Raw genomic sequence first — 12,324 nt, 5'->3', positions numbered from 1 at the left:
TGCCCCCGAGGATTAAACAAATTGCCATTGAAAGCCGTGGCCTTGGCGCGAGACCCGCCCCGCCGAGGTATCGGGGAAATGGGCCGTGAACAAGGTGGCATCTTGTTCCGCAGCGAAGTCGAGCAACCAACGGCGTGACGCTCGCGCCTGTTCCTGCTCGGCACAAAATACCGAATTCCATTCTGGCCGATACACTTGAATCGGCGTATGCACCACATCGCCTGTGAACAACGCCATCTCACCGCGTGAGGCGAAAGAAATGGCCATGTGGCCGGCGCAATGCCCGGGCGTCGCATGAAAGCGGAACCGCTCGAGATAGTCGCCACCATCGGCATCCATATAGATAGCCTGGCGAGCTGCGATCACGGGTGCCACGCTATCGTCGAATACCATCCGCCGGCTATCCGCGGCTGGCGTAGCATAGAAATCGACATCGCCCTGCGGCATCACATATTTGGCATTCGGAAAAGTCGGCACCCACTGGCCATCGACCATGCGTGTGTTCCAGCCGACATGATCCGCATGCAGGTGCGTCAGTAATACATGATGCACATCCTCCGGCTCGATACCCACGGCAGCCAAACGCGCCAAATACGGCGTCTGCAATCGATGAAACAGCTGACTAAACGGCCGTTCCTTGCCGTTACCAATCCCGGTATCGATCAAGAAGATCTTTCCGGCCCACTCGACGACCCAGGTATGGACGCTGAGGATCACCTGCTCGCCGCTCGCATCCAGTAGACTGCGCAAGTGCGGCTGCTCACTCAGGATGTCGTCATGCCAGTCGCGGTATAGCAGCGATGGTGTCAGACCATACAGCAAGGTGTCCGTGACGCGGGTAATCTTGGCATCGCCGATTGAATAGGTTTTGATCGTTGTACTCATACGCTTCTTCATCCCCTGGGGTCGTTCAGATAACAAAATCCACTTTGCTTATCCTAATCGGTTCCGACCGCAAAAGTTCATGCATCATTTCAATAATTGTTGTACAGTAGAAATATGGATACCCCTAACGCCAGCCAGTTGTTTGAATCGTTGTCGGCCCCGACCCGGCTCGACATCTTCCGCCTACTCGTGCGCATGGGGCATGACGGTATGGTCGCGGGGGAAATCGCCGCCACGCTGGAGATTGCCCCCAACAAGCTCTCGTTTCATCTTAAGGCGCTGATGCACGCCGGCATGATCTCGGTGACTCAGGAAGGCCGCTTTCTGCGCTATCGAGCCAATTTGGCGCTGATGCTCGATCTGATTGCCTACCTGACGGAAGAATGCTGCAACGGCCATCCGGAACAGTGTGCGGATCGCCGATCGCCATCCTGCTGCTCTGAAGCCGTGCTTCCGCCTTTATCCGCGACCGAACCGAAAGCCGAATCGTGAACGTACTCTTTCTGTGTACCGGTAATGCCTGCCGCTCCATCCTGGGCGAGGCGACCTTCAACCACCTGGCACCGGCAGGCTGGCACGCCATGAGCGCCGGCAGTCACCCTACGGGCCAAGTCCATCCGCGCTCGCTGACCTTGTTGACGCGCGAAGGGATTTCAACCGAAGGCTGTCGCAGCAAATCCTGGGATCAGCTGCCCAACACCCCGGACATCGTCATCACGGTTTGCGCCAGCGCAGCCGGCGAGACCTGCCCGGCCTACCTCGGGTCGGCACTGCGCACGCATTGGGGCGTGGACGACCCCGCCCACGCCACCGGCAGCGACGCGGAAATCGATGCCGCCTTCATGCGTGCCTATCGCATTCTTAGGGCGCGCATCGAAGCCTTGCTCGCGCTGCCGCTGACCGAACTGCAGCATGACCGCCCGCGGCTGAAAGCGGAGCTGGATCGTATTGGCGCTTTGTTACCGTAAAAGGAGTCGACCATGTCCGCACAATGCGAAGCAACCGCCCAAAAGGCCGGCGGCGGCCCGCTGAGCGTTTTCGAGCGCTATCTGACGCTGTGGGTCTTCATTTGTATCGTCAGCGGTATCGCGCTGGGGCAATGGCTGCCGGCCGTTTTTCAAACCATCGGCCGGATGGCGGTCGCCCAGGTCAATCTGCCGGTCGGCCTCCTGATCTGGGTGATGATTATTCCGATGCTGGTCAAGGTGGACTTTGGCGCCTTGCATGAAGTGCGGCAACATGTGCGCGGCATTGGCGTGACCCTATTGGTCAATTGGCTGGTCAAACCCTTTTCCATGGCACTGCTGGGATGGCTGTTCATCCGCCACCTGTTCGCGCCGATGCTGCCCGCCGCTCAACTCGATAGCTACATCGCCGGCCTGATCTTGCTGGCAGCGGCACCCTGTACGGCCATGGTATTCGTCTGGAGCCGGCTATCCGGCGGCGACCCGCTATTCACGCTATCCCAGGTCGCGCTCAACGACACCATCATGGTGTTCGCCTTCGCCCCCATGGTCGGTCTTTTGCTGGGCATTTCGTCCATCACCGTCCCGTGGAGCACCCTCATCACTTCGGTGGTGCTGTATATCGTGATACCGGTGCTGCTGGCTCAGCTCTGGCGCAAGTCGCTGCTCGCCAAAAGCCAAGCCGCCTTCGACGCCGCCATGGCCAAAATCGGCCCGTGGTCGATCGGTGCCCTGCTAGCCACACTGGTCCTGCTCTTCGCCTTCCAGGGCAAAGCCATCATCAAACAGCCGTTGGTCATCGCACTGCTCGCCGCGCCAATTCTGATTCAAGTCTTTTTCAATGCCGCCTTAGCCTATGGGCTAAACCGCGCCGTCGGCGAAAAACACAACATCGCATGCCCCTCGGCCTTGATCGGTGCTTCCAACTTTTTTGAGCTAGCCGTCGCGGCAGCCATCAGCCTGTTCGGTTTCGAATCGGGTGCGGCATTGGCGACAGTGGTGGGCGTGCTGATCGAGGTGCCGGTCATGCTGTTGGTGGTCAAGGTAGTGAATTCGAGCAAGGGGTGGTACGAAAAAGCTTAAGTGCCATAAATCAAACGGCAGCGCCATAGCTGCCGTTCTCGTTCATACGACCGAGCCACTGCTTGGCGCTCAGCCTGCCTGGAGTTCTCGCAATACCTCGGGATGCTGTTCAGCCACTCGCAACAACGTTTTAGCCGCCCCAGTAGGATGGCGGCGTCCCTGCTCCCAGTCTTGTAACGTACGTGCGCTTACCCCCAGCAGGGCGGCAAACGCTGTTTGAGACAGACCGACTTTTACCCGTGCCTCGGCAATCGGAGAAACCTCCACTTTTGTCACGCGCGCCACCTGGCCGGCTTTCATTTCCCGAACCGATTGCAGCAAATCGATCTGGAATTGCTCCATTTCTTTATCCATTTTCCACCTCTTCACGCAGTTGGTTGAGGAATGCCGGGGGTAAATTGTCAAACTTGGCTTTGGTGTAAACCATTAACAAATAAATAAATCCATCATCCAGCAAATTGTAGTAGATCACTCTGGCACCACCACGTTTGCCCATGCCGGCACGCCCCCAGCGCACCTTGCGCAAGCCGCCAGCCCCGGGAATGACATCCCCAGCCAAGGGGTTGCCGGTCAACCACTCAATGAATAGCAGGCGCTCGCCTTCCGACCAGACATCATCTGCGCTTCGCTTGAATATATGGGTTTCAATGACGGTGAACATGCCTTCATTATACGGCAATGCCGTATAAGCACAAGTTTAGATGAGGGAGTCCCTATGGGTGGGAATAATGAACGAATTTCTCCGGGCGGGCCGTCGCGACCGCCGGCTGACATTCGTGCCGCTACAGCCCGACGCCGTTGACTCGCTACCCCAGTCCGCTCGGCTGCACGAAGATCCCGACCGCGAGTTTTTGCAGCGCGGGCTCATTCAAAATCGCATAGCGCGTTCGGTCTTTGGCAAGGAATCCGAGTGTGCAGAATTTCTGCAAAGTTCGGTGTACGTGCCGGAAGCTTGTCCCCAGGAAATCCGCAATTTGCGTCAGGTTTCCGGAGAATTCCGCGGGGACGCCATTTGTTCGGTTGGCCGTGCCGAGAATGTAGCTTGCCAGGCGATTTTCGACCGGGTGCAACATATTGAGAGCGCTATTGCGATTCACCCGTCCCAGCTTTCGCCCCAAGGACAAACACATCTGCCGCAGAAAGACCGGGTTATCCGCCAGCTGCGTCATGACGATATCTCTTTTCAGCTTCAGACAAAGACAAGGCGTGAGTGCTTGAACGCCCGTCACCGTACGCGGCTCGGCTTCGAACAGCTCCAGATCGCCCAACATTTGTAACGGCTCATAAAAACACAGCAACAGCTGGCGCGCGTTCTCCATAGGCATGAACACTTTGGCGCGTCCCTCGACCAGAAACGACAGCGAGTCGATGGGCTGTCCAACCTCACAGATGGACTCGCCTTTGTCGAAGGGCTGCAATTTGAAATGTCCGATCAGTTCCGGCGGGATGAAACGGTCAAGCCTGAAGTGTTCATAGTAGGCCGCGATCTGTTCGCCCATCGCATCAATCTCCTCAAATCCGCCCGCCGACTGTGACGGATGTCATAACTTGCGTCAAGCCGAGCATGATAATTTCCCGGTCACACAAGCAACGAGGAGAACGCCGTGTTCAAACACTTCAAGGACAGCATGCTGGCGGTCGCGGGCGGCGCATTGCTTGCCCTGATGGTTGTGTGCAACAGCCAGTTGGCCCGATACACGTCATCCGTCTTTTCTTCCTGGGTAGCCCATGGCACAGGCGCCATCGTGGCGTTGCTGTTGGCACAGCTCTCGACGCGGACACAGGGAAAGAACGCCAGGAGCGGCGCACGGTCGACGAGCTCTCCGCTGTGGTTTTATCTCGGCGGCATCCCCGGGGCATTCACCGTCATCTTGGCGGCACTGGCCGTCAACGGACCGCTATCGTTATCCGGCGCCATCGCGCTGATGATGGTCGGCCAAGTGATGTTCGGGCTGGTATCGGATTACTTTGGCTGGTTTCGCACCCCCATACGGCGCATTCGAGCCGGTGATTTGTTGGTCGTCGTGTGCGTGCTGTCCGGCAGCGCCATGATCATTTTCGGAGGGCAACACGGATGATGCTCTGTATCGTTCTAGCGCTAATCAACGGCATCGCGATCGGGATGAGTCGAGCCCTAAATGGCCAATTGAGTACCCATGCCGGGCCATTTCGGGCGTCCCAATGGAATCATGTGGTCGGCTTCCTGTTTCTGAGTTTGATGCTGCTGATGATGGGATGGCCGCGGGCAAGCGATTTGAGTCTCCCGGTCAGCGCTTATCTGGGAGGCGTCTTCGGCGCTTTATTTGTCGCCATCAATAGCTTTGTCTTTATTCGCTTAGGCGCCACACGGGCCGCGCTGTTGGTGATCGGCGGTCAAATGCTGTCCGCCGTATTGATCGACTGGCAACACCAACAGCAAGCGCCGGGGATATTACGCTGTGCGGGCTTGGCTGTCCTGCTGCTGGGAATGTATCTGTCCAGGGCATCGCGAAAATCGAACTGAAGCCTCAGGCTTTACAGCCAAACTGGATCTCGATGCGGTTTTCCGACGAGTCCGGCCCATCCCATTGCAGGTAGACTTCACGGCTTTCGCCTGTCAGCGCGAGCTTTGCCTGGCCGATGTCATGCAGCAACGGCGCATAGCCCTGAGGGAAGATGCCAGCCAAAGGGCCCTGATAGCTGTAACTCGCACAAGGAAACGCAGGCAAGACCTTGATCGACGGCACGCTATCGTCCACAGCATCCGCCAACACGATCGGCAGGCAAAAATCCAGCTGGAACGCGTCGCTGGGGTTATCGGGCAACGAGTAGGAAACAAAAGTCCAAGGACCCTCGATTTCAAGCCCGCGTCGTGTGGCCTCGTCCTGGATATCCGCACAGTGTTTCTCCGCGTACAGGCCGATCTCGGGGATCGTCAGGCGCTGACTTCTAAACAGCACGGGCTGCTTGTCCACCACTTTGTTCTGCATCGCTTCCTCCAGTTGCGCAAATAAACAATTAGATCGCTGCCACACATTATCTTAATCGCATAAAAATGCAAACAGCCCGGCAAGTCTCCCCGCCGGGCTGCGATCCAAATCATTGGCCGTAAACAGCTGTTTACAAATATCAAAATTCAATCTTAAAACCGCAATAATTTATTGATTATTATAAAAATTACTTCTCAGCTTCAAAAATGCAATTTCCCCCTGGACCCACAGATGAGCATTGCTCCGCCTGGAGGCAAGACAAAAAGTTTCATCCCGCTCTCAACTTGGCCCGCACCCCCTGCGCTGCAACATCGCTGATAGAGCATCGGCACCACTCATTTCAATCGCGATAACCGATATGCTCACCCATTTGCACAATCAAATTTTTCTATATAATTTTTATGGATTTTCATCGCAAACTAATTCATGGCCAGCTATTTCTAATTCTTTTGCTAATCTATACAATCCACATTTTGCAAAAAATGGTAATTTAGCAAGTTTTTTCCCAAGGGGAACAACACATAATTTCCAATCACCATTTCTTGGTCTAGATTTTGCCCACGACACGTCAAGGCTAGGGTTATGTTTTGACACAACATTTGCTAGCTTCTGACGAAAAGTCGGATCTTGGCCAAAGAACAGCTCGACAGTCCGCCGCACTTGTTCTGTTAAATGGCTCATATGGCTTGAATTAACAGCAATTTTCACAAAATATAGTGTTTTATTATCCAAATCCATCAAATCACAAAACTCAAATTTTGAATGCCCCCCGCCATAAGATACGTTCTTAGCATCAAACAATATGACCCCATCTTTCTTGGAGCAGGCTAGATTGAAATCTCCTTCATGGAGGATCGTATCCCACTTAGAAAGTTTCTTGCCAGGCAAACGCGAAGATAGATCGGCCAATTTTTTATTGACAGTAGCAATAAAATCTTGCTCCGACCTGTACCAATGGCCATTAGATAAAATGTATTGAATATTTATTCCACTTTTATCTAATTTCGACATTTCAAACGCAAGGCAATTGAAGATGGACGTTTCAAACAACGGTTCATAATTTGCATCAAGCCCATGAACTGCCGTATTTTTTGCTGTAGCTAAAGATCGACTCTGTCCAGTCTTTTTCAACCAAGAGTCCCATGCCGACAAAAACAAATATGGAGCGCCGGAGCGAGAAGATGTTTTCTTTTTTCGCTCCAATCTGCCAATCGAAAAATTTACAGCATTCAACTCCGAATTTCTTGCCGAACCAGAATTCATAAGCAACAAACTCGCTGGCCATGTGCTTTTTATAATTTCAGAATGAAGATCAATTTCCAAATTATCTACAATTGACTGATCTTCCACCCGAACTATATTATCAACTTCTGGCCAGAATTTTTTATACGCAGTACTTTCATATAGAATACCAACGCTATTCAGAACAGATTCTAAAGTGCTGAGTTCTATCCGCAAGCGAAAGCTTGTTCCACCCTTTATTGAGCTACCAAGAAGCTTCGAATCAACAGGAATCCCTTCCAAGGTGCCCAGCAGATCACGATCAAAGTCCACACCAAACACCTTACGATTTGTTGCCGAAGGGGCTCGTTCATTTGACGTATGTCGGTGAGCAAATACCTGTTCTGCACTTAATTCAACTAATTTATCTGGTGCAATGGCATTTAAAGCTGCCTTCTTGCCAAAATCAGGAATAACCCAATCATCTTTAATTCTCAGCCAACCCAGGCCAAAAGAAACAGCAAACGCATGTGGATTTGATTTTAAAACCAAAACCCCGCCAGCAGATTGCGAGTTCAATTCTAAAGGTGGCTGGCGATTCTCTAAAAGAGGCTTGAGAGTAGAAAACCAAATAGGCTCATCAGGAACAGAGGGCATTGCATAAAATTTACCTTCAACACCTTCAGAAAGTTTGGCAGGTGTACTCTGAAAAGATTGAAATGCATCCTCCATATCTTTGACAGAGCTTGATCGAATAAGATAAATGCTAAGCGATATCATCTATAGATCCATTGCAGTCACAAATATGTTTTAATCTTTACAGCGCGATTCCGTATTACATAAACATCCCACAAAGCATAATTACAATATCATAATACACAAACAATAGGAAAGCAGAGGTCTTCACCAGATCGGCAAGGTGTGGTTCCCATGTGGATGCGGAACACCGATCTCGACGGCGATCTGCCGCGTCACACCACGATCAAGCGGAAACTGCTCGCGGATATCCGAGACGTTATCCTCCCAATCGAACAGCAGGAATAAGCCGGTTTCACCGTCGGAGAGCAAATGGTGGATCCGACCTGTATGCCAGCCTTGAATACGGCTGACACGGCCAGAAGAGGGAACATCGTGCACAGTGAGCCAGGGTTTGTAAGAGGCGAGCCTCCCTACACCGCAGCCTTCGGCAAGGTAACGCTGTACCTTGCTTTCATCGAAGTCATACCGCCGTTTCGCCATAGACATCCCCAATGACACTTGGGAATCATAAACCCCGCCATTCCCACATGACAATGGATAGCTATTGCGCTTTATCTACATTGCTTTTGAATTTCAGCAGGAAAGATCCGCGAGGCGAGCCAGGAGCTTCGCTAGAAGTATTTTTGGCACAGCAAAACGGGACTATTCTGCCGCAGACGTCTTGCATCAACGGTATCCACCGAGAGCTCTGCTATCAGCAACGCTGTCGGCCCTGCAAGCAGATGCTCCCACTCTCGGATGTAATCGGCCGAACACAGTTGTCTACGTCGCCAACGCCGGATTTCCCGCCATGAACGTGACAACACAACAGAACGAGTCCGCTTTGACTTGAGGAGCACGATGATTGCTTGATGATATTCAAGGCGTAGCAGTTCCCGTTCACGAAGTTCTGAACGTGCCCGTTGACGAGCATCTGCGCAGGGATCAGTCACGTTCTGGCCTCCTTCAACAACTGCCGCCCCTCTTCGCAAACCATTGCTCAATCATCTTCGGCGAACAGGGATTCCAGATCATCAACAGTTGGCATTTCAATCGGAACGACCTGCAGTCCCTTCCCCAGCGCCGCCAGTACCGAAAATATCGTGTAGGACTCGACATTGCGCCCAGCCTCAATGTCCCCGATGGCCTGGCGCCGGCAACCAAGCATCTTGGCGATCTGAGCCTGGGTCTTGCCCTGGGCCTTCCTCTCCGCGCGTAATGCCTTGCCCAAACCTGAGGCTGTAATGATTGGCCATGTCATGTTCGTTTAACCGTACATTTTCATCAAAATCTGATGATATGTTCGATTTAGCGAACATGCAAATCGTCCGAAAAGATTAAGCCACTTGAAGACAGGGGCAGACGTCCGCCGGATTCATGCAAAGTCAAAAGGTTCTGCATCTCATCACGGACTTGCGCCGATCCCACACCTTGTTTGGTGCTATTTTAAAAATAACGCGATAGTACCAACGATCGTGGTAATATCCGCGACCTTCGGAAGCACAGCTAGCAGAGCCATCACCACAGATTTTTTCGGCTCTTTCGAGGAGAACTGTGCGTCAATCTCATCAACGATTTCGAGAGCAGACTGCCGTTCTGTACTTGAAAGTTGAGCTCCCTCGATCGCGCAACGAAGCGCAGTCAGATACTCTTGAACATCGCCATTTTCATTGACAACGTTTGTCGACATATCAACAGAGTGATTATTAACTCGATTGTTAGCTCCAAAAAGATTATATGTGACTGACACTGCCGAGTCCTTTTCTGCGTTTACCTTCCTAGTCCATTCGTCAAAGTCAATTCCTTGAAAAATCAAAGGCATCTTCCCCCCCATGTTTTCCCACCGTATGTACCCTTTCTCTTGTAGCTGATCAATGATTGCTACTAGCTCCTGGGCATGCTGGGACAGAGAAATACCTGTGGCAGTTTGGAATGCGTGCATAAGTTCAAAATATTGAAGTGACTGAGTACGTGGACGCTCGCTTAGCCCTCTGTAAATCAGCTTTGCAAGCTTCTCGCGCATCTGGTGATCACCGGCTTCCCCACGTGCAGTAGTAGCTTCGTATCGTTCGACAACTCGTTCGGCGGTAAAAACTTCATTCGGATCTGCATTGATGAAATCAAATTGTTGTACTACAAACCGACGCGCCTCCGCTTCATCGATATCGGGATAGCGCGCAATAAGCATCTTAATAGCTGCCTGCATCTGATCTACCACTGCTTGACGAATCTCATCGACTTCCTTCATTTTTCCCCCCGTATACGCTCAACCCTGTTGCTTGGATGAGCAAATTGAAATACCTGTAATATCGCGAAATTGATAAGACTGGCAGAATATATAGCCATATATCATACTATTTTTACGAGGAGTATGAACGCAAAAGCAATCTTCACTGCATGCAAAAAGCGCCTTGTATCAGGTGAAGAAATTCGACTGCAGTGCCAGCCCAAGACCAAGCCACTTAAACATCCACCCGAAAAACAAACAGCCCGGCAAGTCTCCCTGCCGGGCTGCGATGTAACTATATTGTCGGTGACTGAACTTTATTGTCTATGACGCAACTTTATTGTCCGTAAACACCACACTTTACTGTGCGAGGCGACTTATTCCACCGTCACGCTCTTGGCCAGGTTACGCGGCTTGTCGACGTCGGTGCCGCGCGCCAGGGCGACATGGTAGGCCAACAGCTGAACCGGAATGGCGTGGACAACCGCCGACAGCACGCCGACGTGGCGCGGGGTGCGGATGACGTGGACACCCTCGGATTCGCTGAAATGGCTGTCGAGGTCGGCGAAGACGAACAGCTCGCCGCCACGGGCGCGCACTTCCTGCATGTTCGATTTCACTTTTTCCAGCAGCGCGTCGTTGGGGGCGATCACCACCACCGGCATATTCTGGTCGACCAATGCCAGCGGGCCATGCTTCAGTTCGCCCGCCGGGTAGGCTTCGGCGTGGATGTAGGAGATTTCCTTCAGCTTGAGCGCGCCTTCCAGGGCGATCGGATAATGCAGGCCACGGCCGAGGAACAGGGCATCGTTCTTGGGCGCGAAGCGCTCCGACCAGGCTTTGATCTGCGGTTCCAGGTTGAGCGCGTGCTGCACGCTGCCCGGCAAATGGCGCAGCGCTTCCAGATAACCGGCTTCGGCGGCGGCATCGACGCGGCCGCGCAGCTTGCCGAGCGTCACGGCCAAGGTGAACAGGGCGACCAATTGGGTGGTGAAGGCCTTGGTGGAGGCGACGCCGATTTCGGCACCGGCACGGGTGTAGAACACCAGTTCGGACGCACGCGGAATCGCGCTCTCGGCCACGTTGCAAATGGACAGTGCCGCGCAATGGCCTTTGGATTTGGCGTACTTGAGCGCTTCCATGGTGTCGAGCGTCTCGCCCGACTGCGAAATGGTCACCACCAGGTGCTTGGGGTGTACCCAGGCTTCGCGATAGCGGTACTCGCTGGCGATTTCCACGTCGCACAGTACGCCGGCGATGCTCTCGATCCAGTACTTGGCGGTCAAGCCGGCATAGTAGCTGGTGCCGCAGGCCAGGATCTTGACGCCTTCTAGCTCGCGCAGCACCGTATCGGCCCGATCGCCGAACAGCGCCGGGCAGAAGCCGGCGTCGAGCACGGCCTCAATGGTATCGGACAGCGCTTTGGGTTGTTCGTGGATTTCCTTCTGCATGAAATGGCTGTAAGGGCCGAGTTCAAGCGAGGACAACGAAACATCCGAGACGTGAATCTTGCGTTCGACAGGCTGATCGGCGGCATCGATGATCTTGACGCTTTGGCGGGTCAACAGCGCTAGATCGCCGTCTTCCAGGAAGATGACGCGGCGGGTGGCGGACAGGATGGCCGAGACGTCGGAAGCGATGTAGTTCTGCCCCTCGCCCAGGCCGATCAGCAGCGGGCAGCCCATGCGCGCGCAGACCAGTTCGTCCGGTTGCGCCAGCGAAACCACGCCGATAGCGTAGGCGCCGACCAATTCGCGTACCGCGCGCTGCACGGCGGCGAACAGTTCGCCGGTCTGCTGCAGATAGTGGTGAACCAGGTGGGCGATGACTTCGGTATCGGTCTGCGACTCGAAGGTGTAGCCGAGCGATTTGAGACGTTCGCGCTGCGCTTCGTGATTCTCGATGATGCCGTTGTGCACGACGGCGATCTGCCCGTGCGACACATGTGGGTGGGCATTGGGCTCGGTGACGCCGCCATGGGTTGCCCAGCGGGTGTGACCGATACCGAGGAAGCCCTGGAGTTGCTGTTCCGCCGCGGCGTTCTCCATTTCGGCGACACGGCCGACGCGGCGCACGCGCTCGATGGCGCCGCCGGTCAGCACGGCGATGCCGGCCGAGTCGTAACCACGGTATTCAAGGCGTTTCAGCCCTTCGACCAGATGCGGTACGACGTTATGGTCGGCAATGGCTCCTACAATTCCACACATGTCTATTTCCTTGCTTGCTTACCTTCTTA

The 12,324-nt window shown here is 53.8% G+C and carries 15 protein-coding genes; 5 read left to right on the top strand and 10 right to left on the bottom strand.

The annotated features are described in order from the left end of the window. Positions 1-12: 12 nt before the first annotated feature. On the bottom strand, positions 13-885 hold the full coding sequence (locus DFP86_RS06310; protein WP_133679282.1) for an MBL fold metallo-hydrolase: 873 nt from the start codon (positions 883-885) through the stop codon (positions 13-15). Between the two features lie 114 nt (positions 886-999). Here DFP86_RS06310 and DFP86_RS06305 point away from each other — a divergent pair, with 114 nt between their 5' ends. From DFP86_RS06305 to arsB, 3 genes are read left to right on the top strand one after another with little or no spacing between them, the layout of a single operon-like run. Then, positions 1,000-1,377 (top strand): ArsR/SmtB family transcription factor, encoded by a 378-nt coding sequence (locus tag DFP86_RS06305; RefSeq protein ID WP_133679280.1) that lies wholly within the window; start codon positions 1,000-1,002, stop codon positions 1,375-1,377. Continuing rightward, complete coding sequence (locus DFP86_RS06300) at positions 1,374-1,853, top strand: arsenate reductase ArsC (protein WP_133679278.1); 480 nt, start codon at positions 1,374-1,376, stop codon at positions 1,851-1,853. The genes DFP86_RS06305 and DFP86_RS06300 overlap by 4 nt, the downstream gene beginning before the upstream one ends. Before the next feature lie 12 nt (positions 1,854-1,865). Then, a complete protein-coding gene (gene arsB, locus DFP86_RS06295; protein WP_133679276.1) occupies positions 1,866-2,933 on the top strand; it encodes an ACR3 family arsenite efflux transporter in 1,068 nt (355 codons plus the stop codon). 69 nt (positions 2,934-3,002) lie between these two features. Here the strand turns inward: arsB and DFP86_RS06290 are convergent, their stop codons facing one another. The 3 genes from DFP86_RS06290 to DFP86_RS06280 form a co-directional block, all read right to left on the bottom strand. Continuing rightward, positions 3,003-3,287, bottom strand: a complete 285-nt coding sequence (locus DFP86_RS06290; protein ID WP_133679273.1) for a helix-turn-helix domain-containing protein — start codon at positions 3,285-3,287, stop codon at positions 3,003-3,005. Continuing rightward, positions 3,280-3,594, bottom strand: a complete 315-nt coding sequence (locus tag DFP86_RS06285) for a transcriptional regulator (RefSeq protein WP_133679272.1) — start codon at positions 3,592-3,594, stop codon at positions 3,280-3,282. Before DFP86_RS06285 ends, DFP86_RS06290 begins: the two co-directional genes overlap by 8 nt. 145 nt (positions 3,595-3,739) lie before the next feature. Beyond that, positions 3,740-4,432, bottom strand: a complete 693-nt coding sequence (locus DFP86_RS06280) for a Crp/Fnr family transcriptional regulator (RefSeq protein WP_133679270.1) — start codon at positions 4,430-4,432, stop codon at positions 3,740-3,742. 105 nt (positions 4,433-4,537) lie between these two features. Here DFP86_RS06280 and DFP86_RS06275 point away from each other — a divergent pair, with 105 nt between their 5' ends. After that, positions 4,538-5,011: a DMT family transporter gene (locus tag DFP86_RS06275; protein ID WP_243729320.1), complete on the top strand. Its 474-nt coding sequence runs from the start codon at positions 4,538-4,540 to the stop codon at positions 5,009-5,011. Next, positions 5,008-5,436 (top strand): DMT family transporter, encoded by a 429-nt coding sequence (locus DFP86_RS06270; RefSeq protein ID WP_133679268.1) that lies wholly within the window; start codon positions 5,008-5,010, stop codon positions 5,434-5,436. The genes DFP86_RS06275 and DFP86_RS06270 overlap by 4 nt, the downstream gene beginning before the upstream one ends. A 4-nt stretch (positions 5,437-5,440) precedes the next feature. Here the strand turns inward: DFP86_RS06270 and DFP86_RS06265 are convergent, their stop codons facing one another. From DFP86_RS06265 to glmS, 6 genes are all read right to left on the bottom strand, one after another. After that, the gene (locus DFP86_RS06265) at positions 5,441-5,902 is read right to left on the bottom strand and encodes a GyrI-like domain-containing protein (protein WP_133679266.1); all 462 of its coding nucleotides are present in this window, start codon (positions 5,900-5,902) and stop codon (positions 5,441-5,443) included. Between the two features lie 399 nt (positions 5,903-6,301). Then, positions 6,302-7,903, bottom strand: coding sequence for a DUF6119 family protein (locus DFP86_RS06260; protein ID WP_133679264.1), 1,602 nt, complete (start codon positions 7,901-7,903; stop codon positions 6,302-6,304). Positions 7,904-8,026: 123 nt separating this feature from the next. Continuing rightward, on the bottom strand, positions 8,027-8,362 hold the full coding sequence (locus tag DFP86_RS06255; protein WP_133679262.1) for a PDDEXK family nuclease: 336 nt from the start codon (positions 8,360-8,362) through the stop codon (positions 8,027-8,029). Positions 8,363-8,861: 499 nt separating this feature from the next. Beyond that, complete coding sequence (locus DFP86_RS06250) at positions 8,862-9,122, bottom strand: helix-turn-helix transcriptional regulator (protein ID WP_133679260.1); 261 nt, start codon at positions 9,120-9,122, stop codon at positions 8,862-8,864. A 180-nt stretch (positions 9,123-9,302) separates the two neighbouring features. Beyond that, entirely contained in the window at positions 9,303-10,109 is an 807-nt protein-coding gene (locus tag DFP86_RS06245; protein ID WP_133679258.1) for a hypothetical protein, read from the bottom strand. Positions 10,110-10,465: 356 nt separating this feature from the next. After that, on the bottom strand, positions 10,466-12,295 hold the full coding sequence (glmS, locus tag DFP86_RS06240) for a glutamine--fructose-6-phosphate transaminase (isomerizing) (protein WP_133679257.1): 1,830 nt from the start codon (positions 12,293-12,295) through the stop codon (positions 10,466-10,468). Positions 12,296-12,324 lie beyond the last annotated feature (29 nt).

The sequence above is a fragment of the Paludibacterium purpuratum genome, from assembly GCF_004363805.1.
Lineage (GTDB): Bacteria > Pseudomonadota > Gammaproteobacteria > Burkholderiales > Chromobacteriaceae > Paludibacterium > Paludibacterium purpuratum.
This window is presented reverse-complemented; position numbering and strand designations above follow the sequence as displayed.

Bases quoted from the DNA above. Each gene is read 5' to 3' on its own strand.
- DFP86_RS06310 (WP_133679282.1), bottom strand. From the start codon at position 885: ATGAGTACAACGATCAAAACCTATTCAATCGGCGATGCCAAGATTACC.
- DFP86_RS06305 (WP_133679280.1), top strand. From the start codon at position 1,000: ATGGATACCCCTAACGCCAGCCAGTTGTTTGAATCGTTGTCGGCCCCG.
- arsB (WP_133679276.1), top strand. From the start codon at position 1,866: ATGTCCGCACAATGCGAAGCAACCGCCCAAAAGGCCGGCGGCGGCCCG.
- DFP86_RS06290 (WP_133679273.1), bottom strand. From the start codon at position 3,287: ATGGATAAAGAAATGGAGCAATTCCAGATCGATTTGCTGCAATCGGTT.
- DFP86_RS06285 (WP_133679272.1), bottom strand. From the start codon at position 3,594: ATGTTCACCGTCATTGAAACCCATATATTCAAGCGAAGCGCAGATGAT.
- DFP86_RS06280 (WP_133679270.1), bottom strand. From the start codon at position 4,432: ATGGGCGAACAGATCGCGGCCTACTATGAACACTTCAGGCTTGACCGT.
- DFP86_RS06270 (WP_133679268.1), top strand. From the start codon at position 5,008: ATGATGCTCTGTATCGTTCTAGCGCTAATCAACGGCATCGCGATCGGG.
- DFP86_RS06265 (WP_133679266.1), bottom strand. From the start codon at position 5,902: ATGCAGAACAAAGTGGTGGACAAGCAGCCCGTGCTGTTTAGAAGTCAG.
- DFP86_RS06260 (WP_133679264.1), bottom strand. From the start codon at position 7,903: ATGATATCGCTTAGCATTTATCTTATTCGATCAAGCTCTGTCAAAGAT.
- DFP86_RS06255 (WP_133679262.1), bottom strand. From the start codon at position 8,362: ATGGCGAAACGGCGGTATGACTTCGATGAAAGCAAGGTACAGCGTTAC.
- DFP86_RS06250 (WP_133679260.1), bottom strand. From the start codon at position 9,122: ATGACATGGCCAATCATTACAGCCTCAGGTTTGGGCAAGGCATTACGC.
- DFP86_RS06245 (WP_133679258.1), bottom strand. From the start codon at position 10,109: ATGAAGGAAGTCGATGAGATTCGTCAAGCAGTGGTAGATCAGATGCAG.
- glmS (WP_133679257.1), bottom strand. From the start codon at position 12,295: ATGTGTGGAATTGTAGGAGCCATTGCCGACCATAACGTCGTACCGCAT.